Here is a 25,042-nt window from a genome sequence, read left to right as displayed (position 1 = left end):
ATGTGAGGCCAAGGGTAAGTGCTGGCTGCTGGCCTGTCCAGCGGCGCCGCCGGCTGCGCTTCAGCTGCCGCGCCGGCCGGGCGGGTGCCGGTGGGGCGTGGCGGTGGCGCCGGGGCGGGCGGCGGCGGCATGTTGCGCCGCAGCATCGGGTTGCGCTGCAAACCGTTGAAACGGCGCGGCTTTGCCGCCGCGCCCGGCTTGGCAGCAGCTTCTGAAAACGTTTACAGTGCCGACGGGTAAGCCGTGCTTCGGGAGGGAGTATGGGACGCCAGGCGGTGACCATCCGCGACGTTGCCCGCGAGGCGAAGGTCTCGGTGGCCACGGTGTCGCGTGCGCTCAACGGCCACAGCAACGTAGCCGAGCCGGTGCGCCGCCAGGTGCTGGAGGTGGCCCGGCGCCTGCGCTACAGCCCGCACGGCGCTGCACGCAGCCTGAGCAGCCGCAGCACCCAGACCATCGGCGTGGTCCTGCCGGACTTGCACGGCGAGTTCTTCTCCGAACTGATCCGCGGCATCGACGCGGTGGCCCGCGCGCGCGGCCGCCGCCTGCTGCTGTCCAGCTACCACGGCGATCCGGACGAGCAGGGCGCTGCGCTGCGCGCCATGCGCGGCCGCGTGGACGGCCTGCTGGTGATGTCGCCCTACGGCGACCGTCCCGGCTTCCTGGCCGAGAACCTGCCGCAGCTGCTGCCGGTGGTGCTGATCAACACCCACCAGCCGGAACCGGCCTGGCCGGCGCTGGAGATCGACAACCACGCCGGCGCGGTGGCCATGGTCGAGCACCTGCTGGCGCTGGGGCACCGGCGCATCGCCTTCATCGGCGGGCCGGCGCACAACCACGACGCGCGCGAGCGCCTGCGCGGCTTCCGCGACGCCATCGCCGCGCATCCGGGCGCGGTCGGCGAGGAGTACCCGGGCGAGTTCGACGAGGCGTCCGGGCACCGCGCCGGCCGTGCCATCCTCGCCTCCGGCACGCGCCCGGACGCCGTGTTCGCGGCCAACGACATGATGGCGCTGGGCTGCCTGTACGCCTTCGTGCAGGCCGGCGTGCGCGTGCCCGGCGACATCGCCCTGGCCGGCTTCGACGACATTCCGCTGGCGCGCTTCGTTCACCCCTCATTGACGACGATGCGGGTGAGTATCGCGGCCCTCGGCGAGCGCGCGCTCGCGCGCCTGCTCGAGCAGATCGAGGCCGGCGCCGACGGCGCGGAAACCGCAGGCGCCGCGGCCGGCGCGGCGCAGGTCATGGTCCCGGAGCTGGTGGTCCGTGAATCGAGCGGCAGGGAGGCCGCACGCGCCCAGGCGCGGAGGGGGCGCCCGGGGAAGGGGCGAGAATAGGGTTGCACCGTTTTCCATTTCACCGTTGGAGGGAACGAACATGAGAACCAGACCCGTCCGGAGGTTGCTCGTGGCCGCGCTGGCCAGCGCGCTGGCGCTGGGCGCGGGCCCGGCGCTGGCGCAAAGCACCGGTGCCACCATCCGCGGCCAGGTCCTGGCCGATTCCGCGCCGGCGGCGGGCGCGCAGGTGACGGTGGTCAACACCGCCACCGGCCTGCGCCGCACCGTGCAGTCCACGCCCCAGGGCCAGTACGTGGTCGCCGGCCTGCCGCCGGGCACCTACCGCATCGAGGTGGAGGCCGGCGGCCAGCCCGCCACGCGCGAGCTGACCGTGCAGGTGGGCCAGACCGCCACGCTCAACCTCGGCGTGGGCGGTCTGCCCGAGACCGCCGCGCCCGGCGCGGCGACCACGCTGGAGACCGTGCAGGTGGTGGGCACGGCGGTGGAGAGGAGACCCGCACCTCCGAGGTGGCCTCCTACATCAGCCAGCGCCAGATCGAGGCGCTGCCGCAGGCCAGCCGCAACTTCCTGGCCTTCGCCGACACCGTGCCCGGCGTGCAGTTCATCACCGACGCCGGCGGCAACACCCGCCTGCGCTCGGGCGCGCAGACGCCCAGCGCCGTCAACGTGTTCATCGACGGCGTCGGCCAGAAGAACTACGTGACCACCGGCGGCATCACCGGCCAGGACACCAGCCGCGGCAACCCGTTCCCGCAGTCGGCCATCGGCGAGTACAAGGTCATCACCCAGAACTACAAGGCCGAGTTCGACCAGCTCAGCAGCGCCGCCATCGTCGCCGCCACGCGCTCGGGCACCAACGAGTTCGAGGGCAGCTTCTTCTGGGACCGCACCAGCACCGACTGGCGCTCGCGCAGCCGCTTCGAGGAGCGTCCGGGCGCGACCAAGGCCGAGAGCAAGGAGGAACAGTACGGCATCTCCTTCGGCGGCCCGATCATCCCGGACGTGGCGCACTTCTTCCTCGCCTACGAGGCCAAGGAGTACATGAGCCCGCGCACGTTCCAGCTCGGCCGCGGCTACACGCCCGACATGCTGCCGCCGGCGCTGCGCGACGAGTACGGCACCGGCACCTACACCTCGCCGTTCAAGGAGGACCTGTACTTCGGCAAGGTGGACTGGCTGGTCGGCGAGAACCACTACTTCGAGCTGAGCGTCAAGTACCGCGACGAGAGCGAGACCATCCAGGTGGAGGGGCAGCGGCTGCCTTCGTCGGCCACCTACAACACCAACGAGGAGACCCGCGTCGACCTGCGCTACCAGGCCACCCTGGGCGACTGGCTCAACGACGCCCACCTGACCTACGAGGACGCGTTCTGGAGCCCGCGGCCGGCCAGCTTCACGCCGGGCTACCTGCTCAGCGACGGCAACTGGTGGGACACCATCGCCCGCATCGGTGGCGGCGACAACTACCAGGACAAGGGCCAGAAGGGCTGGTCCTTCCAGGACGACCTGACCTTCACCGGCATCGCCGGCCACACCATCAAGATGGGCGTGAAGTACAAGCAGGTCGACCTGCGGACCCTGGAGCAGAACAGGTTCAACCCGCAGTTCTACTACGACATCCACGAGAGCCTGGACGTGCCGGTGCATGTGGAGTTCGGCGCGCCGGTGGCCGGCTACGGCGACGGCACCGCGCGCTCGGACAACAAGCAGTTCGGCCTGTACATCCAGGACGACTGGGAGGTGAACGAGCACCTGACCCTGAACCTGGGCGTGCGCTGGGACTACGAGACCACGCCCAGCTACGAGGACTACGTCACCCCCGCCGAGGTGGTGGAGGCGCTGCGCAACTCCAACACCGCGCTGCCCAATTCCGGCATCGACATCAACGACTACATCAGCACCGGCCGCAACCGCAAGGCGGACAAGGACAACTGGGCGCCGCGCGTGGGCTTCTCCTACGACATCAACGCCGACCAGCGGCACGTGGTGTTCGGCGGCGCCGGCCGTTCCTACGACCGCAACCTGTTCGACTACCTGCAGAACGAGGTGGCCAAGGCCAGCTGGGGCCAGTACACCTACAACTTCAACACCCCGGCCCATCCCTGCGACACCGCCACGGACGCGACCTGCCGCGAGTGGGATCCGCGCTACCTGGATCCGGAGTTCCTGCGCGCGTCCGCGGCCGTGGGCGGCGCCCGCGAGGTGTTCCTGAACCACAACGACCTGGAGGTGCCGTACTCCGACCAGTTCACCCTGGGCATGCGCAACGTGTTCGCCCTGTGGGGTCATGACTGGAACACGGAGATCGCCTACTCGTACGTGCGCAGCCACGATGGCATTGCGTTCCTGCTGGGCAACCGCCGCGACGACGGCCGCTTCTTCCCGGCCGACCCGCCGGGTGCCTCCGATCCGCCGCCGTGGGGCATCGGCTTCGCCCCGTTCTCCAACCTGATCCTGGCGCAGAACGCGCTGGAGACCCGCACGCGCGCGGTCTACCTCAAGCTGGAGAAGCCCTACACCCGGGCCTCGCGCTGGGGCGCCACCCTGGCCTACACCTACACCGACTCGGAGCAGAACAGCCCGATAGACGGCTGGCCGGGCGCGTTCAACGCCGAGCGCATCGAGGACTACGGCTGGTTCCCGGGCAAGGTGCCCGAGCACCGCGTGGTGCTGACCGGCATCTGGGACGGCCCGTGGGGGCTGAGCTTCTCCGGCAAGGGAACCTGGGCCGACGCCACGCCGCGCTACTACCAGAACTGCAACGTCTCGGGCTGGGCGTACTGCTACTTCGACGCGTACACGCCGAAGGAGGACTTCAAGCAGGTGGACCTGGCCGTGCAGAAGGAGTGGGACACCGGCGGCGGCATCCGCTGGCGCCTGCGCGGCGACATCCTCAACGTGTTCAACTGGTCCAACTACTCCGGTTACGACGACTGGCGCGGTGGCGCCGGCGAGCCGCAGAACCCGAACTGGGGCACGCCCACCGCCATCCAGCTGCCGACCCGTACCTTCAAGCTGACGGTCGGCTTCGACTGGTGAGGCCGTGGTGGCCGCCCCGGCCACCTCTCCCGGCCGGGGCTGCCACCGCGGGCCCTCCCGCCAGGGAGGCGCCCGCCACGGCGGAAAGCGATGGAGCAGGCATTGAGCGTCCGACACAGGCAAGCAGGGTTCCTCGCGCTGGCGGCGCTGCTGCTGGCGCTGGCCGGCTGCCGGCGCGAGCCGCCGCAGCCGCCGGAACCGCCCAAACCCAAGCCCGACGTGATCCTAATCGAGCCGGTGCTGCCGGAACGCCCGCCGCGGCCGGAGCTGCCGCCGCTGTTCCGCGACATCGAGAAGCGGACCTTCCAGTTCTTCTGGGATACCACCAACGAGCAGAACGGCCTGACCCCGGACCGCTACCCCTCGCGGCCGTTCGCCTCGGTGGCCGCGATCGGCTTCGCCTTGACCGCGTACCCGATCGGCATCGAGAACGGCTGGGTCAGCCGCACCCAGGCGGTGGACCGCACCCTGACCACGCTGCGCTTCCTGCGCGACGCACCGCAGGGGCCGCAACGCACCGGGCGCGCCGGCCACAAGGGCTTCTTCTACCACTTCCTGGACATGCAGAACGGCCACCGCTACGACAGCTGGGTGGAGCTGTCGAGCGTGGACACCGCGATCCTGATGATGGGCGTGCTGTTCGCCCAGGCCTACTACGAGGGCGACGACCCGCGCGAGCAGGAGATCCGCCGCATCGCCGACCAGCTGTACCGGCGGGTGGAGTGGAAGTGGCGGCAGGTGCGCCCGCCACTGATCTCGATGGGCTGGTTCCCGGAGAGCGGGTTCATCCAGCACGACTGGATGGGCTACAACGAGGCCATGCTGCTGTACATCCTGGCCCTGGGCTCGCCGACCCACCCGGTGGAGCCGGAGGCCTGGACGGTTTGGGCGCGTACCTACAACAACGACTGGGGCGTGTATTACGGCCAGGAGTACCTGAGCTTCGGCCCGCTGTTCGGTCACCAGTACAGCCACGTCTGGATCGACTTCCGCGACATCCAGGACCAGTACATGCGCGAGCGCGGCATCGACTACTTCCTCAACAGCCGCCGCGCCGCCCTGGCCCAGCGCGAGTACGCCATCGCCAATCCGATGAAGTGGAAGGACTACGGCGAGAACGTCTGGGGTCTGACCGCCAGCGACGGCCCGCAGAACACACGCCAGATCTACCGCGGCGAGGAGCGCGAGTTCCGCCACTATTCCTCGCGCGGGGCCGGCCTGCGCGAGAACTTCGACGACGGCACCATTGCGCCGACCGCGGCGATCTCCTCGATCGTGTTCGCGCCGGAGGTGGTCATCCCCGCCACCGAGGAGATGCACCGCCGCTACGGTGAGTACCTGTACTCCAGCTACGGCTTCCTGGATTCGTTCAACCCCAGCTTCGATTTCGACATCCCGCTCAAGACCGGGCGCCTGGTGCCGGGCAAGGGCTGGGTGGCCAGCGACTACATCGCCATCGACCAGGGGCCGATCCTGGCGATGATCGCCAACTACCGCAACGAGTTCGTCTGGTCGGTGATGAAGAAGAGCCCGTACATCCGCCGCGGGCTGGAGCGGGCCGGCTTCCGCGGCGGCTGGCTGTCGCCGGAGGACGAGGCGGAGGACGAGGCGGTGAACCCGAACGCCGCGCTGGCGCGCGAGCTGGGCATGGCCGAGTCGCGCGCCGCCGCGGCCGAGGCCCAGCTCAAGGAACAGCAGCGCCAGGAGCGGCAGCCCGGCTCCGAACGCGCGCAACCGCCGCCGTGACCGGTTCCATGCGCCTGCCGTCGTTGCCGGTGTGGGCCTGCCGGCTGCTGCTGGCCGGGCTGCTGGCCGGCTGCGCGCGCCAGCCCGCCGACGAGCCGATCCGGTTCTGGGCCATGGGCCGCGAGGCCGAGGTGGTGGCCGAGCTGGTGCCCGAGTTCGAACGCCAGACGGGCCTGCGCGTGGAGATCCAGCAGATCCCCTGGACCGCCGCGCACGAGAAGCTGCTGACCGCCTTCGCCGCCGGCGCGCTGCCGGACGTGTGCCAGCTGGGCAACACCTGGATCCCGGAGTTCGCCACGCTCGGCGCGCTGGAGCCGCTGCAGCCGTACGTGGATGCCTCGGCGGTGGTCGAGCCGCAGGACTACTTCCCCGGCATCTGGGACACCGCGGTGGTGGACGGGGAACCGGTGGGCGTGCCCTGGTACGTGGACACACGCCTGCTGTTCTACCGCAAGGACCTGCTGGCCGCGGCCGGGGTGGATCGGCCGCCGCGCACCTGGGCCGAGTGGGAACAGGCCATGGCCGCGGTCAAGCGCCACGTCGGCCCGGGACGCTACGCCATCCTGATGCCGCTCAACGAGTTCGAGCAGCAGCTGTCGCTGGCCCTGCAGCAGGACGACCCGCTGCTGCGCGAGGGCGATACCCGCGGCAACTTCCGGAGCGCCGGCTTCCGCCGCGCCCTGGCCTTCTACGCCAACGTCTTCGAGCAGGGCTGGGCGCCGAAGATGTCCGAGACGCAGATCTCCAACGTCTGGGACGAGTTCTTCAACGGCTTCTACGCCTTCTACCTGTCCGGTCCCTGGAACATCCGCGAGTTCCGCCGCCGGCAGCCGCCGGAACTGGAAGGGCAGTGGGGCACGATGCCGCTGCCCGGCCCGGACGGCCCGGGCGCGGGCATCGCCGGCGGCACCGCGCTGGTGCTGTTCCGCACCTCGCCGCGCAAGGCGCAGGCCTGGAAGCTGGTGGAGTTCCTCTCGCGGCCGGACGTGCAGCAGCGTTTCCACGCCCTGATCGGCAACCTGCCGCCGCGGCGCAGCACCTGGGAGCACCCGGCCCTGGCCCAGGACGAGCTGGCGCGCGCCTTCCGCGACCAGCTGGAGCGGGCCAGGCCCACGCCCAAGGTGCTGGAATGGGAGCGCATCGTGCAGGAGATGCGCCTGGTCACCGAGCAGGTGGTGCGGGGCGGCCTGCCGCAGGACGTGGCGGTGCGCGAGCTGGACGCGCGGGTGGACGCGATCCTGGAGAAACGCCGCTGGGTGCGCGCCCACGGCGCGGTGGCGGAGGCGGCGCCATGAACCGCAGCCTGGCCGGATGGATGTTCGCGGGGCCGGCGCTGCTGGTGATCGGCCTGTTCTTCGGCCTGCCGGTGCTCTCGGCCCTGGCCCTGAGCCTGACCGACTTCGACCTGTACGCGCTGGCCGACATGCGCAACCTGCGCTTCGTCGCGCTGGACAACTACCTGGCGCTGCTGCGCACGCCGCTGTTCTGGAAGTCGCTGTGGAACACCAGCTACTTCGTGGTGGTGGGCGTGCCGCTGTCGGTGGCGGTGTCACTGGGCGCGGCGCTGCTGCTCAACGCGCCGGTGGCGCGGCTGAAGGCGCTGTTCCGCACCGCGCTGTTCGCGCCGGTGGTGACCACCCTGGTGGCGGTGGCGGTGATCTGGCGCTACCTGTTCCACACCAGCTACGGCCTGGTGAACTGGGCACTGGGCCACCTGGGCATCGCCCCGGTGGACTGGCTGGGCGACCCGCGCTGGGCCATGCCCACCATCATCCTGTTCGCCGTGTGGAAGAACTTCGGCTACAACATGGTGATATTCCTGGCCGGCCTGCAGGCCATCCCGCAGGACCTGTACGAGGCCGCGCGCATCGACGGCGCCTCGCGGTGGCAGCAGTTCCGGCACATCACCCTGCCGCAGCTTGGGCCGGTGCTGCTGGTGGTGGGCGTGATCACCGTCTCCGGCTACTTCCAGCTGTTCGCCGAGCCCTACGTGATGACCCGCGGCGATCCGCTGCAGAGCACCGTCAGCGTGCTGTACTTCATGTTCGAGGAAGGCTTCAAGTGGTGGAACCTGGGCCGTGCCTCGGCCGTGGCCTTCCTGCTGTTCCTGGTCATCCTGGCGGCCACCACGCTGATGCTGCGCCTGGGCCGGCGCAAGGGGGCGGTATGAGCCGGCAGGTGGGGCAGTCGCGCTGGCACGCGCTGCTGGTCAACCTGGCGCTGCTGGGCCTGGCCACGGTCGCCCTGGCGCCGCTGCTGTGGATGGTGGCCGTGTCGTTCATGCCCGCCGGCGAGGCCAGCCGCTTCCCGCCGCCGCTGCTGCCCTCGGCCGCCACCCTGGACAACTACCGTGCCCTGTTCGCGCGCACCGGCATGGGCCGCAATTTCGCCAACAGCCTGCTGGTGGCCGGCAGCATCACCGTGGGCTCGCTGCTGGTGAACACGCTGGCCGGCTACGCCTTCGCCAAGCTGCGCTTCCGCGGCCGCGACCGGGTGTTCCAGCTGCTGCTGGCGGCGCTGGTGGTGCCGGCGCAGGTGGCGATGCTGCCGCTGTTCCTGATGATGAAGCAGCTAGGGCTGGTCAACAGCTTCGGCGGCGTGGTCCTGCCGGCGCTGGCCGGCGTGTTCGGCATCTTCCTGGTGCGCCAGTACGCCCGCTCGATCCCGGACGAGCTGCTGGAGGCGGCGCGCATCGACGGGGCGGGGGAGTGGCGCATCTTCTTCCGGATCGTGCTGCCCATGCTCAAGCCGGTGCTGGTGACCCTGGCCATCTTCACCTTCATGGCGGCGTGGAACGACTTCATGTGGCCGCTGATCGTGCTCACCGACCAGGCGCACTACACCCTGCCGGTGGCGCTGGCCTCGCTCTCGCGCGAGCACATCATGGACGTGGAGATGATGATGGCCGGTGCGGTGGTCACCGTGCTGCCGGTGCTGCTGCTGTTCCTGCTGCTGCAGCGCTACTACATCCAGGGGCTGCTGCTGGGCAGCGTCAAGGGCTGATGGAGGTGGTGATGGCGAAAGGTGCCTGGCGGGTGCCCGCGCTCGTGGTGCTGGCGGCCGTGGCGCGGCCGGAGGCGGCCGCGCAGGCGCGGCTGCTGGACGGGTTCGAGGACGCCTCGGCCTGGACCGTGGGGGTGTCCGACCAGGTCAGCGGCAGCCTGCGCCAGGCCGACGGCGGGCAGGGCCGGGCGCTGTGCCTGGACTACGACTTCAACGGCGTCTCCGGCCACGTGGGCATCCAGCGCGACCTGCCGCTGGAGTACCCGGGCAACTACCGCTTCACCTTCCATCTGCGCGGCGACTCGCCGGCCAACGACCTGCAGTTCAAGCTGATCGACGCCAGCGGCGACAACGTCTGGTGGGTCAACCGCCCGCGCTACGCCTGGCCCAGGGAGTGGACGGAGGTGCGTTACCGTGCCCGCCACATCGACAAGGCCTGGGGCCCGGATCCCGACCGCGTGCTCCGCCGCAGCGCCAGGATCGAGTTCACGGTCTACAACAACGCCGGCGGGCGCGGCAGCGTGTGCTTCGACCAGCTGCGCTTCGAGCCGCTGCCGCCGGAGCCGGCCACGCCGCCGGCGGCGGTGGCCGCGCAGGCCGGCTCTGGCGACCCGGTCCGCGCCATCGACGGCGATCCGGCCACCGCCTGGGAGGCGGCCGGCGCCCAGCGCCTGGTGCTGGACCTGGGCCAGGTGCGCGAGTTCGGCGGCCTGGTGCTGCGCTGGGCCGACGCGCGGCGGCGGGTGGCGCGCTACACGGTGGAGCTGGAGGACGGCCAGGGACGGTGGCGGCCCGTCCACCAGGTGACGCGCGGGCGCGGCGGGACGGACTGGATCGCCCTGCCGGAGGCCGAGGCGCGACGCATCGCCCTGGCCTTCGAAGGGGAGGGCCGCTTCGCCCTGGCCGAGGCCCGGGTGCAGCCGCTGGCCTTCTCCGCACATCCCAACGACATGCTCAGGGCGGTGGCGGCGGAACTGCCGCGCGGCTGGCTGCCGCGCGGCTTCAGCGGCGAGCAGCCGTACTGGACCATCGTCGGCCTGGACGGCGGCCTGGAGCAGGGCCTGGTGGGCGAGGACGGCGCGGTGGAGGTGGCGCGCGGGGGCTTCAGCATCGAGCCGTTCGTGCTGCTGGACGGGCGCGTGTACGCCTGGGCCGACGTGCAACCGCGGCAGGCGCTGCCCGAGGGCGGCCTGCCCATGCCGCGGGTGGAGTGGACGGCGAAGGCGGGCGGCCCGGAAGTGCCGCTGCAGGTGCAGGTGTTCGCCCACGGCAGCCCGGAGGACGCGCGGCTGGTGGCGCGCTACCGCCTGTCCAACCCGGGGGCGCACCCACGCGAGTATACCCTGGCGCTGGCGGTGCGGCCGCTGCAGGTCAACCCGCCCAGCCAGTTCCTCAACACCGTGGGCGGTGTCAGTCCCATCCACCGCCTGCGCATGGACGGAACCACCGTGGAGGTGGACGGGCGGCCGCGCGTGTTCGCCACGCAGGCGCCGGACGCGGCCTTCGCCACCCCGTTCGAGTCCGGGCTGGAGGTGCAGCGGCTGGCCGCGGGCGACATCCCGGCGGACACCGCGGCCGAGGATCCGGCGGGACTGGCCTCGGGCATGCTGCTGTACCGCTGGCGCCTGGCCCCGGGCGAGAGCCGCGAGGTGGCGCTGGTGGCGCCGCTGTCCGGACAGGCGCGGCTGCCGGCCGGCTTCGATGCCGCAAGGGCGCAGGCCGAGGTCGAGGCCATGTGGCGGCAGCGCCTGGGCCAGGTGGCGCTGCGCCTGCCGCCGCAAGGGCGGGAGCTGGCCGACACCGTGCGCACCGCGCTGGCACACATGCTCATCTCGCGCGTCGGCCCGCGCCTGCAGCCGGGCACGCGCTCGTACTCGCGCAGCTGGATCCGCGACGGGGCGATGATCGCCGAGGGACTGCTGCGCCTGGGCCGCCCGGAGGTGGTGCGCCAGTACCTGGAATGGTACGCGCCGTACCAGTTCGCCAACGGCAAGGTGCCGTGCTGCGTGGACGCGCGCGGCAGCGACCCGGTGCCGGAGAACGACAGCCATGGCCAACTGATCTTCGCCATCGCCGAGTACTGGCGCTACACCGGCGACCGCGCCTTCCTGGAGCGGATGTGGCCGCACGTGGAGGGGGCGTTCGCCTACATGGAACGGCTGGCCGCCAGCGAGCGCACCGCGGCCAACCGCCGCCGCAACCCGGCCTTCTTCGGGATGATGCCGGCCTCGATCAGCCACGAGGGCTATTCGGCCAAGCCGATGCACTCGTACTGGGACAACTTCTGGGCGCTGCGCGGCTACAAGGACGCGGTGGAGATCGCCAGGGCGCTGGGCCGCGAGGCCGAGGCGCGGCGCATGGCCGCCGCGCGCGACCGCTTCCGCGCCGACCTGGCCGCCTCGCTGCAGGCCGCGGTGCGCCGGCACGGTATCGACTACCTGCCCGGCGCGGCCGAGCTGGGCGATTTCGACCCGACCTCGACCACCATTGCCCTGGCCCCCGGCGGCGAGCAGGACTGGCTGCCGCGCGACCTGCTGGAGAACACCTTCGAACGCTACTGGCGGCAGTTCGTGGAGCGCCGTGACGGCCTGCGCGAATGGAAGGACTACACGCCCTACGAATGGCGCAACGTGGCCGCCTTCGTGCGCCTGGGCTGGCGCGCGCGCGCCTGGCAGGCGACCGAGTACTTCTTCGCCGACCGCGTGCCACCGGCCTGGAACCAGTGGGCCGAGGTGGTTTCGTCCACCCCGCGCAAGCCGTTCTTCGTCGGCGACCTGCCGCACGCCTGGGTGGCCTCCGACTTCCTGCGCTCGGCCCTGGACATGTTCGCCTACGTGCGCGAGCGCGACGCCAGCCTGGTGCTGGCCGCCGGCGTGCCGGCGGACTGGCTGGACGGGGAGGGCATCGCCGTGGAGGGGCTGCACACGCCCTGGGGGCGCCTGGGCTATGCGCTGCGCCGCGTGGACGGCGCGCTGCACCTGGACGTGGCCGCCGGCGCGGACCTGCCGCCGGGCGGGCTGGTGCTGCCATGGCCGTACGCGGGGGCGCCGGGCGCCACCACCATCGACGGCCGGCCGGCGGCCTGGGAGGACGGGGAGTTGCGCATCACCCGCGCCGGCGCCAGGGTGCGCGTCGCGGCACCGGGGCCGTAGCAACCGCCGGCGCCGCGCGCGAGGGAGGCACCATGGCGCGCGCATCCATCCGCCCGGGACTGCTGCCGCTGCTGGTCGCGCTGGCGCTGCTGCTGGCCGCGCATCTGGTCTGGTGGCTGTCGTTGCGCGCCGGCCACGTCGAGGCCTGCATCCCGTACCTGCACGGCTGCACCTCGATCAGCCGCGCCGCGCGCCACAGCCTGGGCAATGCCCTGTTCCGCCTGCTGGTGCCGCCGTGCGCGCTGCTGCTGGCCGCGCACTGGTGGCTGGCGGCGCGCTGGGTGTCCGCCGCGCCGGAACGCCTGCTGGTGGCGCTGGGCGCACTGGCGGCCTCGGCCCTGGCGGTGTACGCCACCTTCCTCGGCAGCGACGGCGCGGCCTACGCCTTCCTGCGCCGGTACGGCATCACCGTGTTCTTCGGCTGCGGCTTCCTGGCGCAGCTGCGCTTCCTGCAGTGCTGGCGGCAGGTGGGCGCTGCGCGCCGGCCGGCCCTGTGGCGGGCCATGTGCGCGGTGTGCGCGGGCATGCTGCTGCTGGGCGTGGCCAGCGTCGCCGCGGACGCGCTGCTGCGCGACCGCGCCCTGCAGGACCGGGTGGGGAACGCGCTGGAGTGGCAGCTCGGCCTGCTGCTGGTGGCCTGGTATCTGCTGCAGGCGCGGCTGTGGCGCGGGCAGCGCCTGGTGCTGGAGTTCCCGCCGCCGGCGGGCTGAGGCGCACTCAGGCGGCCTGGCGCGCCGCGGCGACGATGCCGGCGGCCTTCGCCGCGGAGGCGCGGACCTTGTCCCACTCGCCGGCCTTGAGCCAGGTCCCGGGCACCATCCACGAACCGCCCACGCAGACCACGTTCGGCTGGGCCAGGAACTCGGGCGCGGTGTCCTCGGTGATGCCGCCGGTGGGGCACAGCTTCAGCCCGGCCAGCGGGCCGGCCAGACCGCGGACCATGGCCAGGCCGCCGGCGGCGTTGGCCGGGAACAGCTTGCACACGCGGAAGCCGCGCGCCATCAGCGCCATGAACTCGGTCGGCGTGGCGCCGCCGGGCACGGCCGGCACCGGTGCCCTGGCCAGCGCCTCGGCCAGTTCCGGCGGCGTGCCGGGCGTGACCAGGAAGTCGGCGCCCAGCTCGATGCACTTCTCCATCTGCTCGACGGTCAGCACCGTGCCCATGCCCACGGCGATGCCGGGCAGTTCCTTCTTCAGCGCCACTAGCGCGTCCAGCGCGGCCGGTGTGCGCAGGGTCAGCTCGATCGCGGTCAGCCCGCCTTCCAGCAGTGCGGCGGACAGCCGTCGCGCCTCGTCCACGCTGTCGGCGGTGACCACCGGCAGGATGCCGGCCTGGTGCAGCAGCTGTTCGGCCTGGGACTGGGTCTGGGCGATGCTCATCGGGTACGGGTTCCGTGCGGGTGGAGCGTGCTGTCCGGGATTCTAGCCGCGCGTGCGGCTCAGGCGTCCTTGGCGTCGTGCGGGGCCAGCACCGCCTCCGCGGCGCCGCCCAGCTCGTATTCGGCGTCGTAGTTCCACGGTGTGCCATCGGGCGCCGGCGGGCCGCAGGAGATGGACAGCGCGCCCTGGTCGGCCGGGCCGACGTTGGCGCGGCTGAAGGCGAACAGGTTGCGGCCCAGGTCGTGGCCGGCCGGGCTGGTGTTGGGCGCGTATCCGCGCGCGTTCCATTCCGCCGCGTCCACCAGCACCTCCAGGGTGCCGGCCTCGGCGTCCAGGCGGATGACGTCCCCGTCGCGGACCTTGCCGATCGGGCCACCGCGGGCGGCCTCGGGGGTGACGTGGATGGCCGCCGGGATCTTGCCCGAGGCGCCGGACAGGCGGCCGTCGGTGACCAGGGCGACCCGGCGGCCCTGGTTCTGCAGCATGCCCAGCAGCGGCGCCAGCGAGTGCAGCTCGGGCATGCCGTTGGCGCGCGGGCCCTGGTAGCGGACCACGGCCACGAAGTCGCGTGGCAGCACGCCGGCGGCGTGCAGCTTGTTGAGCTTCTGCGGGGCGTCCACCACCACCGCCTGGGCCTCGACGCGGCGGTGCTCGGGCTGGACCGCCGAGAGCTTGATCAGGGCGCGGCCGAGGTTGCCGCGCAGCAGGCGCAGGCCGCCCTGGGCCTCGAACGGCGCGGTCACCGGCCGCACCACCGATTCGTCGGCCGAGCTGGCCGCGCCCGGCGCCCAGGCCAGCGCGCCGTCGGCCAGGCGCGGCTCGCGGGTGTACTCGCGCATGCCGCCGGGCACCACCGTGGGCAGTTCGTGCATCAGCCCGGCGTCGAGCAGCTCGCGGAACACGAAGGCGGTGCCGCCGGCGGCCTGGAAGCGGTTCACGTCGGCCTCGCCGTTGGGGTACACGCGGGCCAGCAGCGGCACCACCTGCGAGATCTGGTCCATGTCGTCCCAGGTCAGGACGATGCCGGCCGCGCGCGCCACCGCGATCCAGTGGATGGTGTGGTTGGTGGAGCCGCCGGTGGCCATCAGCGCGACGATGGCGTTGACGATGGCGCGCTCGTCGATCAGCCGGCCGAGCGGGCGGTAGTCGTCGCCCAGTGCGGTCATCTGCAGCACGCGGCGCACCGCCGCCTCGTCCAGCGCCGCGCGCAACGGCGTGCCGGGGTTGACGAACGAGCTGCCGGGCAGCTGCACGCCCATCGCCTCCAACAGCACCTGGTTGGAGTTGGCGGTGCCGTAGAAGGTGCAGGTGCCCGGCGAATGGTAGGACTGCGCCTCCACCTCCAGCAGCTCCTCGCGGCTGGCCTGGCCGGCGGCGTAGCGCTCGCGCACCTCGGCCTTCCTCCTGTTGGGGATGCCCGAGGGCATCGGCCCGGAGGGGATGAACACCGCCGGCAGGTGGCCGAAGGCCAGGGCGCCGATCAGCAGGCCGGGCACGATCTTGTCGCAGATGCCCAGGAACACCGCCGCGTCGAAGGCGTCGTGGCTCAGGCCCACGGCGGTGGCCTGGGCGATGACGTCGCGCGAGAACAGCGACAGCTCCATGCCCGGGCGGCCCTGGGTGACGCCGTCGCACATGGCCGGCACGCCGCCGGCCACCTGCGCGGTGGCGCCCAGGGCGCGGGCCAGGGCGCGGATCCGTTCGGGGTAATGCTCGTACGGCTGGTGCGCCGAGAGCATGTCGTTGTAGGCGGTGATGATGCCGAGGTTGGGCGCCTGGCTGCCGCGCAGGCGGGCCTTGTCGTGCTCGGCGCAGGCGGCGAACACGTGGGCCAGGTTGGCGCAGCTGAGCGGAGCGCGGGTGGGGCCCTCGCGCAGCGCCTGCTCGATGCCGGCCAGGTAGGCGGCACGCGAAGCGGCGCTGCGGCGGCGGATGCGTTCGGTGACGGCTTCGATCTGGGGATGCAGGCTCATGGCGGTCCGGGGAGGGAAGGCGGGATGGCGGCGCGGGCGCCGGACTCAGGCCGGCGGCGGATGCGGGTGGCCCGGTCTTCGGCCCGCGCGCCGTGGCGGCGGCGCGGCCGGGGCGTGCTGGCACGGAGTCGGGACGGCCGCCATCAGGGGCACCAGTGCACGCGCAGCGGCCGGCCCGGCAGGCCCAGGACCACGCGGATGGGCATTTCCCGCACGTCCTCGCCGGCCAGGGCGCGCTGCAGCACCTCGCGCTTGGCCGCGCCGCGCAGCAGCAGCAGGCGGTGGCGGGTGCGGGCCAGGCCGGCGGGGGGGAGGGTGATGCGCAGCGGCCAGTCGCCGGCCACCGGGCGGCCGCTGGCGTCCAGTGCCGCGTAGGGCAGGGGGCTGGCCAGGGCGCGGTCCAGGTCGCGCGAGCCGGGGAACAGGGAGGCGGTGTGGCCGTCGTGGCCCATGCCCAGCACCGCCAGGCAGGCGTCCGGCGCGTGGCCGGCCTCCAGGTTGGCGGCGTGCACCGCCTCCGGCAGGGACAGGCCCTCGCGCACCAGCGGCTCGAAGTGGCCGATCTCGGCGCGCTCGAGCAGGCACTCGCGCACCAGGCGGGGGTTGCTGGCGCTGTCCTGTGGCGACAGCCAGCGCTCGTCCACCAGGCCGACGGTCCCCTGCGGCCAGTCCAGCGGCGCCACCGCCAGCTGCGCGTCCACCGGCGCCGGCGTGGTGCCGCCGGACAGCAGCATGCGCGCCGCGCCGCGCGCGGCCAGCTCCTCGGCCAGCACCTGTTCCATCTCGGCGGCCACGCCGTGCACCCAGGACTCGGCATCCGGGTGCGCGATCCATTCGATGCGCGGATCGTCGATCATGCGATCACCCCCCGGCGCTGCAGGTCGGCGGCGTAGGCCGCGCCGCCGAGCAGGCCGGCGTGCGGATGCAGCACAGCCAGCGACGGCACCCGCGCCATGGTCGGCGAGAACCGGCCCTTGTACTCGAAGCGCTGGCGGAAGCCGGAATGGCGCAGGAAGTCCAGCATCTTCGGCACCAGGCCGCCGGTGAGGAACACGCCGTCCCAGGCGCCCAAGGTCAGCACCAGGTCACCGGCGATGGCGCCGAACACGGCGCAGAACACGTCCACCGCGCGCATGCCCAGCGGGTCGCCCTGGGCGGCGCGGGCGGTCACGTCGCGCGGCTGCAGCAGGCCCGGGTCCACGCCGGCGATCTCGCACAGGGCGCGGTGGATGTTGACCAGTCCGGGGCCGCAGACCAGCCGCTCGTTGGACACGCGGCCGAACTGCGCCGAGAGGATCTCCAGGATGCGGATCTCCTCCGGCGTACCGGGCGGGAAGCTGACGTGCCCGCCCTCGGTCTCCAGCGGGTAGCAGCGGCCGTCGCGGACCAGCAGCCCGCCCACGCCCAGGCCGGGGCCCGGGCCCAGCACCGCGTAGGTGCGCGGCTGGTCCAGCGGCGCCGGGCTCCAGCCGACCCCGCCCACCGGCACCACGTCCCCGGCGCGCAGCAGGGTGATGGCCATGGCCTGGGCGGCGAAGTCGTTGATCAGCTGCACGTGCTCGAAGCCGAGCATGTCGCGGGTGCGGCTGCGCGAGATCACCCAGGGATGGTTGGTGATGCGGGCCTCGTCCCCGTCCACCCGGCCGGCCACGGCGAACACGCCATGGCGCGCGCGCGCGTCCACCTGCGCCAGGTAGTGCCGTGCCGCGTCGGCCAGCGACGGGAATTGCGCCACCGCGAACTCGTGCACGCTGCCTTCCAGCAGCGGCACGTCGGCCTGCGGATCGGCCAGGCCGAAGCGGGCGTTGGTGCCGCCGATGTCGGCGATCAGGAACGGCGTGGCCATGCTCATGCCCCGTGGCACGGCGCCGGCTGCGAGCGGGCGTCGAAGCGCGCCGGCAGGAAGCAGGACGCGTTCTCCGGGCCCCAGCTGCCGGCCGGGTAGGTCTGCAGCGGCACGCCGCCCTCGCGCCAGGCATTGACTACGCTGTCAATCCAGGCCCAGGCGGCCTCGACCTCGTCGTTGCGGACGAACAGGGCGTGGTTGCCGTGCAGGGCGTCCAGGAACAGGCGCTCGTAGGCGATGCGGCGGTTCTGCCCGGTCTGCGAGGACAGCTCCAGCTCCAGCGGATGCAGCTCCAGGGTGCCCCACTCCGGGCCGGCCAGGCTGCTCATCAGGCCCAGCTCGATGTCCTCCTGCGGCTGCAGGCGGAAGATCAGGCGGTTGGGCACGGCATTGTCGCGGTCCGGGTGCTCGAACAGCCAGTGGGTCACCGGCTTGAGGGTGACGGTCACCACCGTGGAGCGCTCGGCCATGCGCTTGCCGGTGCACAGGTGGAACGGCACCCCCGCCCAGCGCCAGTTGTCGATGTGCGCGGTGACCGCGACGAAGGTTTCGACATCGCTGTCATCCGGCGGCGCATAGGCCGGCACCGGGGCGCCGTTGATGGTGCCCGCGCCGTAGCGGCCGCGCACGCTGTGGCGGCGCGCGTCGGCCGGGCCCAGCGGGCGCAGCGCGCGCAGCACCTTCACCTTCTCGTCGCGGATGCGGTCGGCCTCCAGCGAGGAGGGCGGCTCCATCGCCACCAGGCACAGCAGCTGCAGGATGTGGCTCTGCACCATGTCGCGCAGGGCGCCGGAACGGGCGTAGTAGGCGTTGCGCCCGTCCACGCCCTCGCTCTCGGACACCAGGATGTGCACCGAGTCGATGTAGTTGCGGTTCCACACCGCCTCCAGCAGGGTGTTGCCGAAGCGCAGGGCCAGCAGGTTCTGCACCGCCGCCTTGCCCAGGTAATGGTCGATGCGGAAGATGCGGTCCTCGTCGATCAGCCGGCCGATGGTGGCGTTGATCTCGCGCGCCGAGGCCAGGTCGTGGCCGATGGGCTTCTCCAGCATCAGCCGGGCCGGCGCTTCCAGCGCGCCGCCCAGGGCCAGGCCCTGGCAGGTGCTCACGTACAGCCCCGGCGGGATCGACAGGTAGCTGACGCAGCGGCGCGACACCAGGTCGCGCACCGCCGCGGCCACCGACTCCGGGTCGCGCATGTCCACCGATCGGTAGTCCACCCGCTGCAGGAACGCCTCCACCTGTGCCGGGTCCGGCACCCGTGGGCCCGGCTGGGCGAAGCGCTCGCGCAGGATGCCGCGGAACTTGTCGGTATCGTGCGGGGACAGCGCCAGCGCGCGGATGCGGAAGTCCTCCGGCAGGAGGCCGTCCTCCTGCAGGCGCAGCAGCGACGGGAACAGGTAGCGTTGCGCCAGGTCGCCGGTGGCGCCGAACAGCAGCAGGGTGTCGTGCATCCGGTGGGCTTCCGTGTGTGGCATCGGGCTTCGGTTTCCTCGTGGCGTGCCCGCGCGCGGCGCGGTGCGGGACGTGGATGGGCTTGGCGCCGAAAGCACCCGAATATCACCGCCCATCGCCGGCCTTGTCCAGTGACCGTGGCGGCGGCGCGCGGGCGCATGGCGACGGTTGCCCGTGGAACGTTTCATGGCGCCGCACACGCCGGCGGGCGCGCCGGCGTGACATCATCGGCAGCCGGTGCCGGGCGCGCCCGGCGGCAGACGGAGGAAGGCGATGGCGGAAGTGCAGCTGGAGGACGTGCGCAAGGTGTACGACAACGGCCACGTGGCGGTGCACGGGGCCACGTTCGACATCGCCGACGGCGAGCTGCTGGTGCTGGTCGGGCCGTCCGGCTGCGGCAAGTCCACCCTGCTGCGCATGATCGCCGGGCTGGAGGAGATCAGCGCCGGCACCCTGCGCATCGGCGGCCGCGTGGTCAACGACGTGGCCCCGCGCGACCGCGACATCGCCATGGTCTTCCAGAGCTACGCCCTGTATCCGCACATGACCGTGGCCGAAAACCTGGCCTTCGGCCTGAAGCTGCGCGGCCATCCCCGCGCCGAGATCGAGCGCCGGGTACGGGAGGCGGCGGCGATGCTGGGGCTGGAATCCATGCTGGACAAGCGCCCGCGCGAGCTGTCCGGCGGCCAGCGCCAGCGCGTGGCCCTGGGCCGGGCGCTGGTGCGCGAGCCGGCGGTGTTCCTCCTGGACGAGCCGCTGTCCAACCTGGACGCCAAGCTGCGCCACTCCACCCGCACCGAGATCGCGCGCCTGCACCAGCGCCTGGGCGCGACCATGGTGTACGTGACCCACGACCAGGTGGAGGCCATGACCCTGGGACAGCGCATCGTGGTCCTGGACGGCGGCCGCATCCAGCAGATCGACACGCCGATGGCGCTGTACCAGCGGCCGGCCAACCTGTTCGTGGCCGGCTTCCTCGGCAGTCCGGCGATGAACATGCTCGAGGGCGAGCTGCGCGGCGGCGACGGCGGCCTGGGCCTGGCACTGGAAGGCGGGGCCACGGTGCCGCTGCCCGGCGTGGAGGTGCCCGCGGCCTGGCTGGGCCGGCGGGTGGTGCTGGGGGTGCGGCCGGAACACCTGCAGCCGCATCCACGGGGCGGACTGCGGGCACGGGTGGAGGTGGTCGAGCCGGTGGGTAGCGAGGCCTACCTGCACCTGGACTTCGCCGGCCGGTCCCTGGTGGCGCGGCTGGCCCCGCAGGACCTGCCTGCGCCGGGCGCGGAGCTGGACCTGCGCGCCGACCCGGCGCACCTGCATTTCTTCGATCCGGACGGCGGCGCCCGGCTGGGGCCCTGAGCGCTCAGGCGCGGGCCAGGCCCTCGACGAAGGGTTCGGGCACGGCTTCGGCGCCGTCCACCTGCAGCGGCGCGCTGGTGTCGCGTTCCAGCGGCAGTACCGCCAGGGCCAGGCGCGGATCGTGGCCGGCGGCGCTGACCACGGTGCCGACCGTGGCGCCGGCCTGCGCCACCTCCGCGCCCGGGACGGTGCCCGCGGGCACCCGCAGCAGGACCAGGCCGCGCTTGGCCTTGCCCAGGAAATGGGTGCGCGCCACGATCTCCTGGCCCGGATAGCAGCCCTTGCGCACGCTGTAGGCGGCCAGCCGCTCCAGCGACAGCTGCTGCGGCGTCCACTGCTCGCGCTGCGCCGCCGGCAGGCGCGGCAGGCCCAGGCGCAGGTCGGCCGCGGCCCAGGCCTCGGCCTGCGCGGCATCGGCATCCGCCGGCCGGCGCGAGAGGTACAGGCTGCGGGGCAGGGCGGGGCCGCCGAAGTCCAGCTCCAGGTCGTCCTCCTCCGTACCATCCAGTACGGGTCCCTGCGCCCGCAGTGGCGCGGCGAGGCGGCCGCTGGCGTGCAGGTCAGGGCGCGGGGTGATGGCGACCTTGCGCCGGAACACGTAGCGGCGCAGCGCCTGGGCCAGCTCCTCGGCCTCCATGTCCGGCAGCAGCAGGCGCAGCGCCTGCTCGCCGGTGCGCAGCAGCGCGAACAGCGCGACCACCCGGCCCTTGGCCGTCAGCCACGCGTTCCACTGCCAGCGGCCTGGCGGCAGCGCGGCCACGTCGTTGCAGAACTGCGCGTGGGCGAAGGCCACCGCGTCCGGTCCATCCAGCGCCAGCACCTGGCTTTGCAGGGCCGTGCGCGGGCCTGCGGCGTTGGCATGGGAAGTGGGCTGGTTGTCAGGCACGTTCAGCGGGACTTAAACTTTGCTGCATCGCAAGGAGTCCCATGATAGGCCATCCCTCCAACGTTCCCGAATCCGGACAGGCACCGGAATCCGGAACACAGCCGCCCAAGGATGATGCCGGCAAGTCGCCGCCGAAGGAGATCGGCGGGCGCGAGGGGCCGGAGCCGACGCGTTACGGGGACTGGGAAAAGAACGGCCGCTGCATCGATTTCTGACGCAGCGGCCATCAGCCACGCGGCCGCCACGGCCGCACAGCCGAGACAACGAGCCAGCGAATGAGCACTCGCGAACGCCCCCTGTCACCCCACCTGCAGATCTACCGCTGGCAGGTGCAGATGGTGACCTCGATCCTGCACCGAGCCACCGGCATCGTCCTTGCGCTGGGCGCGTTGGTCATCGCCGCCTGCCTGCTGGCGCTGATGCTGGGTCCCAACGCCTGGAGCTGCGTCACCGCCCACGCCGGCGCCTGGTACGGCAAGCTGTTCCTGCTGGGCTGGACCTGGTGCTTCGCCTACCACCTGTGCAACGGCATCCGCCACATCGTGCAGGACTTCGCCATCGGCTTCAGCATCCCGACCTTCGTGCGCAGCAGCTGGCTGTCGCTGATCGGCAGCGTGGTGATCACCGCGCTGGTCTGGGGTTTCGTCCTGTCCGGAGGTGTCGCGTGAGCCGTTACCGCACTCCCCTCAAGAACGTCCGCGGCCTCGGCGCCGCCAAGCACGGCACCCAGCACTTCGTCCACCAGCGGCTGACCGCCACCGCCCTGGTGCTGCTGGGCGTGTGGTTCCTCTGCTTCGTGGTCAGCCTGGTCGGTGCCGACTACCTGACCGCCGCCGACGCCGTCTCGCGTCCGTGGAACGCGGTGCTGCTGGTCGGCTTCCTGGTGGCCATGTTCTGGCATGCCCAGCTGGGCATGCAGGTGGTCCTGGAGGACTACGTCCACAATTCGCTGATCGCGCTGGCGCTCCAGGTCAGCGTGAAGTTCATCGCGGTGCTGGGCGCCATCGTCAGCATCTTCGCAGTGGCCCGCATCGCGCTGGCCGGCTGAGCGCGCCCGCACAAGGGAATACGGAACGATGTCCGCCTACAAGATCACCGAACACAAGTACGACATGGTCGTCGTCGGCGCCGGCGGCGCCGGCCTGCGCGCCACCTTCGGCCTGGCCCAGAAGGGCCTGCAGACGGTGTGCCTGACCAAGGTCTTCCCGACGCGCTCGCACACCGTGGCCGCGCAGGGCGGCATCTCCGCCGCGCTGGGCAACATGGGCGAGGACGACTGGCGCTACCACTTCTACGACACCATCAAGGGCTCGGACTGGCTGGGCGACCAGGACGCCATCGAGTACATGTGCCGCGAGGCCATCCCGGCCATCATCGAGCTGGAGCACTACGGCGTGCCGTTCTCCCGCACCGAGGACGGCAAGATCTACCAGCGTCCGTTCGGCGGCATGACCACCCGCTTCGGCGAGGGCCCGCCGGCGCAGCGCACCTGCGCCGCGGCCGACCGCACGGGCCATGCCATCCTGCACACGCTGTACCAGCAGTCGCTGGCGCACAACGCCCGCTTCATGATCGAGTACTTCGCGCTCGACCTCGTGTTCGACGAGGAGGGCGTGTGCCGCGGCGTGCTGGCCCTGGACATGGCCGAGGGCACCCTGCACCTGTTCCGTGCCCACGGCGTGGTGCTGGCCACCGGCGGCTACGGCCGCGCCTACTTCAGCGCCACCTCCGCCCACACCTGCACCGGCGACGGCGGCGGCCTGGTGATGCGCGCCGGCCTGCCGATGCAGGATATGGAGTTCGTGCAGTTCCATCCGACCGGCATCTACGGCGCCGGCTGCCTGATCACCGAGGGCGTGCGCGGCGAGGGTGGCATCCTGCGCAACTGCAACGGCGAGCGCTTCATGGAGCGCTACGCCCCGCACTACAAGGACCTGGCCAGCCGCGACGTGGTCAGCCGCGCGATGACCCTGGAGATCCGCGAGGGCCGCGGCGTGGGCGAGCACAAGGACCACATCCTGCTCGATCTGACCCACCTGGGTCCGGAGGTCATCCACGAGAAGCTGCCGGGCATCGCCGAGAGCGCCCGCATCTTCGCCGGCGTCGACGTGACCAAGGAGCCGATCCCGGTCATCCCGACCGTGCACTACAACATGGGCGGCATCCCGACCAACTACCACGGCGAGGTGGGGCGCAAGGTCGGCGACGATCCGGACGTGGTCGTGCCGGGCCTGTACGCGGTGGGCGAGGCCGCCTGCGTGTCGGTGCACGGCGCCAACCGCCTGGGCTCCAACTCGCTGCTGGACCTGGTGGTGTTCGGCCGCGCGGTGGCCAACCGCTGCGCCGAGACCATCCGCCCGGGCGCCCCGCACAAGCGCCTGCCGGCCTCGGCCTGCGACAAGGCCCTGGCCCTGCTGGACAGGCTGCGCAACGCCAACGGCGGCACCCCGACCGCGGTCATCCGCGAGCGCATGCAGCGCACCATGCAGGCCGACGCGGCCGTGTTCCGCACCGCCGAGTCGCTGCGCGAGGGCTGCCAGAAGATGGCCGACATCTTCGCCAGCTTCGAGGACGTCCGCGTGTCCGACCGTTCGCTGGTCTGGAACTCGGACCTGATCGAGACCTACGAGCTGTACAACCTGCTGCTCAACGCGGTGGCCACCATCAACTCGGCCGAGCAGCGCACGGAGAGCCGCGGCGCCCACGCCCGCGAGGACTATCCCGAGCGCGACGACCAGAACTGGCTGAAGCACACGCTGGTGACCGTCGACGAGAAGGGCCGCTGCAGCTTCGACTACCGTCCGGTGCACATGTACACCCTGACCAAGGATGTGGATGTGGTGCCGCCCAAGCCGCGCGTGTACTGAGCCAGGGCGAGAGACAGACCAATGGCAGAGTTCGCACTCCCGAAGAATTCCCGCATCACTCCGGGCAAGCACCACCCGGCGCCGGCCGGTGCCAAGCGTGTGCGCACCTTCAAGGTGTACCGCTGGAACCCGGACGACGGCGCCAACCCGCGCACCGACACCTACGAGATCGACCTCGACAAGTGCGGCCCGATGGTTCTGGACGCGCTGCTGAAGATCAAGAACGAGATCGACTCGACCCTGACCTTCCGCCGCTCCTGCCGCGAGGGCATCTGCGGCTCGTGCGCGATGAACATCGACGGCACCAACACGCTGGCCTGCACCAAGGCCATCGCCGACTGCCGCAAGGAGGTCATCGCGATCTATCCGCTGCCGCACATGCCGGTGGTGAAGGATCTGGTCCCGGACCTGACCCACTTCTACGCGCAGTACGCCTCGATCAAGCCCTGGATCCGCACCCAGACCCCGCCGCCGCCGGACCGCGAGCGGCTGCAGTCGCCGGAGGACCGCAAGAAGCTCGACGGCCTGTACGAGTGTATCCTGTGCGCCTGCTGCTCGACCAGCTGCCCGAGCTACTGGTGGAACGGCGAGCGCTACCTAGGCCCGGCGATCCTGCTGCAGGCCTACCGCTGGATCGTGGACTCGCGTGACGAGGACACCGGTGCACGCCTGGACGACCTGGAGGACCCGTTCAAGCTGTACCGCTGCCACACCATCATGAACTGCACTCGGACCTGCCCGAAGGGCCTGAATCCGGCGCTGGCCATCGCCGAGATCAAGAAGCTGATGATGGCCCGCCGCGCCTGAGCGGCCGGCCCGCCGGAAACGTGCAAGGCCCGGGGAAACCCGGGCCTTTTCCTTTCCTGATTAGCCCCGACCCTCAGCCATGAAAATTGCTCGCAGCGCGCAAGACCGGTTCGGGGCAAGGCTTGCAGCGCAGCATGGCGGTGGCCAGTCGCGGCAGCATCTCATGCAGGCGGAAGCGACGGTTGAACCGGTAGGCGGCTTCGGCCAGGTAGCGCCGCGCGTACTTGGCCTGGCGGA

Annotated in this window: 19 protein-coding genes and 2 pseudogenes; 14 read left to right on the top strand and 7 right to left on the bottom strand. The window is 71.9% G+C overall.

Translation table 11 applies throughout. The features are described from left to right. The first annotated feature begins 260 nt into the window (after positions 1-260). The 8 genes and pseudogenes from CR938_RS08245 to CR938_RS08210 all read left to right on the top strand — a co-directional run bounded on the left by CR938_RS08245 (position 261) and on the right by CR938_RS08210 (position 12,948). The gene (locus tag CR938_RS08245; protein WP_162124548.1) at positions 261-1,337 is read left to right on the top strand and encodes a LacI family DNA-binding transcriptional regulator; all 1,077 of its coding nucleotides are present in this window, start codon (positions 261-263) and stop codon (positions 1,335-1,337) included. Between the two features lie 40 nt (positions 1,338-1,377). Then, positions 1,378-4,337: pseudogene (locus CR938_RS08240) on the top strand (TonB-dependent receptor domain-containing protein). Between the two features lie 90 nt (positions 4,338-4,427). Then, on the top strand, positions 4,428-6,083 hold the full coding sequence (locus tag CR938_RS08235) for a glucoamylase family protein (RefSeq protein ID WP_162124547.1): 1,656 nt from the start codon (positions 4,428-4,430) through the stop codon (positions 6,081-6,083). Between the two features lie 8 nt (positions 6,084-6,091). Beyond that, entirely contained in the window at positions 6,092-7,378 is a 1,287-nt protein-coding gene (locus CR938_RS08230; protein ID WP_162124558.1) for a sugar ABC transporter substrate-binding protein, read from the top strand. Continuing rightward, positions 7,375-8,253 (top strand): carbohydrate ABC transporter permease, encoded by an 879-nt coding sequence (locus CR938_RS08225; protein ID WP_162124546.1) that lies wholly within the window; start codon positions 7,375-7,377, stop codon positions 8,251-8,253. Before CR938_RS08230 ends, CR938_RS08225 begins: the two co-directional genes overlap by 4 nt. Continuing rightward, positions 8,250-9,086, top strand: coding sequence for a carbohydrate ABC transporter permease (locus CR938_RS08220; RefSeq protein ID WP_162124545.1), 837 nt, complete (start codon positions 8,250-8,252; stop codon positions 9,084-9,086). The genes CR938_RS08225 and CR938_RS08220 overlap by 4 nt, the downstream gene beginning before the upstream one ends. Before the next feature lie 11 nt (positions 9,087-9,097). Beyond that, complete coding sequence (locus tag CR938_RS08215) at positions 9,098-12,238, top strand: discoidin domain-containing protein (protein ID WP_211365205.1); 3,141 nt, start codon at positions 9,098-9,100, stop codon at positions 12,236-12,238. 32 nt (positions 12,239-12,270) lie between these two features. After that, a complete protein-coding gene (locus CR938_RS08210; protein WP_162124544.1) occupies positions 12,271-12,948 on the top strand; it encodes a hypothetical protein in 678 nt (225 codons plus the stop codon). A gap of 7 nt (positions 12,949-12,955) precedes the next feature. Here the strand turns inward: CR938_RS08210 and eda are convergent, their stop codons facing one another. The 5 genes from eda to zwf form a co-directional block, all read right to left on the bottom strand. After that, on the bottom strand, positions 12,956-13,618 hold the full coding sequence (gene eda / locus CR938_RS08205; protein ID WP_162124543.1) for a bifunctional 4-hydroxy-2-oxoglutarate aldolase/2-dehydro-3-deoxy-phosphogluconate aldolase: 663 nt from the start codon (positions 13,616-13,618) through the stop codon (positions 12,956-12,958). 59 nt (positions 13,619-13,677) lie between these two features. Next, positions 13,678-15,591: a phosphogluconate dehydratase gene (gene edd, locus CR938_RS08200; protein ID WP_162124542.1), complete on the bottom strand. Its 1,914-nt coding sequence runs from the start codon at positions 15,589-15,591 to the stop codon at positions 13,678-13,680. Between the two features lie 143 nt (positions 15,592-15,734). Beyond that, positions 15,735-16,448 carry a 6-phosphogluconolactonase gene (locus CR938_RS08195; RefSeq protein ID WP_162124541.1) on the bottom strand — a complete coding sequence of 238 codons (714 nt, stop codon included), beginning with the start codon at positions 16,446-16,448 and terminating at the stop codon, positions 15,735-15,737. Then, positions 16,445-17,437 (bottom strand): glucokinase, encoded by a 993-nt coding sequence (gene glk / locus CR938_RS08190; protein ID WP_425502428.1) that lies wholly within the window; start codon positions 17,435-17,437, stop codon positions 16,445-16,447. The genes CR938_RS08195 and glk overlap by 4 nt, the downstream gene beginning before the upstream one ends. 2 nt (positions 17,438-17,439) lie before the next feature. After that, positions 17,440-18,888, bottom strand: coding sequence for a glucose-6-phosphate dehydrogenase (gene zwf, locus CR938_RS08185; protein WP_162124556.1), 1,449 nt, complete (start codon positions 18,886-18,888; stop codon positions 17,440-17,442). Positions 18,889-19,162: 274 nt separating this feature from the next. Here zwf and CR938_RS08180 point away from each other — a divergent pair, with 274 nt between their 5' ends. Beyond that, positions 19,163-20,245 carry an ABC transporter ATP-binding protein gene (locus CR938_RS08180; RefSeq protein WP_162124539.1) on the top strand — a complete coding sequence of 361 codons (1,083 nt, stop codon included), beginning with the start codon at positions 19,163-19,165 and terminating at the stop codon, positions 20,243-20,245. 4 nt (positions 20,246-20,249) lie between these two features. Here CR938_RS08180 and ygfZ read toward each other — a convergent pair whose 3' ends face one another. Further along, positions 20,250-21,077: a CAF17-like 4Fe-4S cluster assembly/insertion protein YgfZ gene (gene ygfZ / locus CR938_RS08175; protein ID WP_246191021.1), complete on the bottom strand. Its 828-nt coding sequence runs from the start codon at positions 21,075-21,077 to the stop codon at positions 20,250-20,252. Between the two features lie 95 nt (positions 21,078-21,172). Here ygfZ and CR938_RS08170 point away from each other — a divergent pair, with 95 nt between their 5' ends. From CR938_RS08170 to CR938_RS08150, 5 genes are read left to right on the top strand one after another with little or no spacing between them, the layout of a single operon-like run. Continuing rightward, positions 21,173-21,346 carry a DUF1674 domain-containing protein gene (locus tag CR938_RS08170; RefSeq protein ID WP_162124538.1) on the top strand — a complete coding sequence of 58 codons (174 nt, stop codon included), beginning with the start codon at positions 21,173-21,175 and terminating at the stop codon, positions 21,344-21,346. A 60-nt stretch (positions 21,347-21,406) separates the two neighbouring features. Continuing rightward, positions 21,407-21,799, top strand: a complete 393-nt coding sequence (sdhC, locus tag CR938_RS08165) for a succinate dehydrogenase, cytochrome b556 subunit (protein ID WP_162124537.1) — start codon at positions 21,407-21,409, stop codon at positions 21,797-21,799. Then, the gene (gene sdhD, locus CR938_RS08160; RefSeq protein WP_162124536.1) at positions 21,796-22,179 is read left to right on the top strand and encodes a succinate dehydrogenase, hydrophobic membrane anchor protein; all 384 of its coding nucleotides are present in this window, start codon (positions 21,796-21,798) and stop codon (positions 22,177-22,179) included. Before sdhC ends, sdhD begins: the two co-directional genes overlap by 4 nt. Before the next feature lie 28 nt (positions 22,180-22,207). Beyond that, positions 22,208-23,998 carry a succinate dehydrogenase flavoprotein subunit gene (gene sdhA / locus CR938_RS08155; RefSeq protein WP_162124535.1) on the top strand — a complete coding sequence of 597 codons (1,791 nt, stop codon included), beginning with the start codon at positions 22,208-22,210 and terminating at the stop codon, positions 23,996-23,998. 21 nt (positions 23,999-24,019) lie between these two features. Further along, positions 24,020-24,805: a succinate dehydrogenase iron-sulfur subunit gene (locus CR938_RS08150; protein ID WP_162124534.1), complete on the top strand. Its 786-nt coding sequence runs from the start codon at positions 24,020-24,022 to the stop codon at positions 24,803-24,805. Between the two features lie 73 nt (positions 24,806-24,878). Here the strand turns inward: CR938_RS08150 and CR938_RS08145 are convergent. Then, positions 24,879-25,042: pseudogene (locus CR938_RS08145) on the bottom strand (IS1595 family transposase); the annotation flags it as partial.

It is taken from the genome of Pseudoxanthomonas taiwanensis (genome assembly GCF_010093135.1).
Taxonomy (GTDB): domain Bacteria; phylum Pseudomonadota; class Gammaproteobacteria; order Xanthomonadales; family Xanthomonadaceae; genus Pseudoxanthomonas; species Pseudoxanthomonas taiwanensis.
This window is presented reverse-complemented; position numbering and strand designations above follow the sequence as displayed.

Coding starts and splice junctions, on each gene's coding strand:
- CR938_RS08245 (WP_162124548.1), top strand. CDS start 261: ATGGGACGCCAGGCGGTGACCATCCGCGACGTTGCCCGCGAGGCGAAG.
- CR938_RS08235 (WP_162124547.1), top strand. CDS start 4,428: ATGGAGCAGGCATTGAGCGTCCGACACAGGCAAGCAGGGTTCCTCGCG.
- CR938_RS08230 (WP_162124558.1), top strand. CDS start 6,092: ATGCGCCTGCCGTCGTTGCCGGTGTGGGCCTGCCGGCTGCTGCTGGCC.
- CR938_RS08225 (WP_162124546.1), top strand. CDS start 7,375: ATGAACCGCAGCCTGGCCGGATGGATGTTCGCGGGGCCGGCGCTGCTG.
- CR938_RS08220 (WP_162124545.1), top strand. CDS start 8,250: ATGAGCCGGCAGGTGGGGCAGTCGCGCTGGCACGCGCTGCTGGTCAAC.
- CR938_RS08215 (WP_211365205.1), top strand. CDS start 9,098: ATGGCGAAAGGTGCCTGGCGGGTGCCCGCGCTCGTGGTGCTGGCGGCC.
- CR938_RS08210 (WP_162124544.1), top strand. CDS start 12,271: ATGGCGCGCGCATCCATCCGCCCGGGACTGCTGCCGCTGCTGGTCGCG.
- eda (WP_162124543.1), bottom strand. CDS start 13,618: ATGAGCATCGCCCAGACCCAGTCCCAGGCCGAACAGCTGCTGCACCAG.
- edd (WP_162124542.1), bottom strand. CDS start 15,591: ATGAGCCTGCATCCCCAGATCGAAGCCGTCACCGAACGCATCCGCCGC.
- CR938_RS08195 (WP_162124541.1), bottom strand. CDS start 16,448: ATGATCGACGATCCGCGCATCGAATGGATCGCGCACCCGGATGCCGAG.
- glk (WP_425502428.1), bottom strand. CDS start 17,437: ATGGCCACGCCGTTCCTGATCGCCGACATCGGCGGCACCAACGCCCGC.
- zwf (WP_162124556.1), bottom strand. CDS start 18,888: ATGCACGACACCCTGCTGCTGTTCGGCGCCACCGGCGACCTGGCGCAA.
- CR938_RS08180 (WP_162124539.1), top strand. CDS start 19,163: ATGGCGGAAGTGCAGCTGGAGGACGTGCGCAAGGTGTACGACAACGGC.
- CR938_RS08170 (WP_162124538.1), top strand. CDS start 21,173: ATGATAGGCCATCCCTCCAACGTTCCCGAATCCGGACAGGCACCGGAA.
- sdhC (WP_162124537.1), top strand. CDS start 21,407: ATGAGCACTCGCGAACGCCCCCTGTCACCCCACCTGCAGATCTACCGC.
- sdhA (WP_162124535.1), top strand. CDS start 22,208: ATGTCCGCCTACAAGATCACCGAACACAAGTACGACATGGTCGTCGTC.
- CR938_RS08150 (WP_162124534.1), top strand. CDS start 24,020: ATGGCAGAGTTCGCACTCCCGAAGAATTCCCGCATCACTCCGGGCAAG.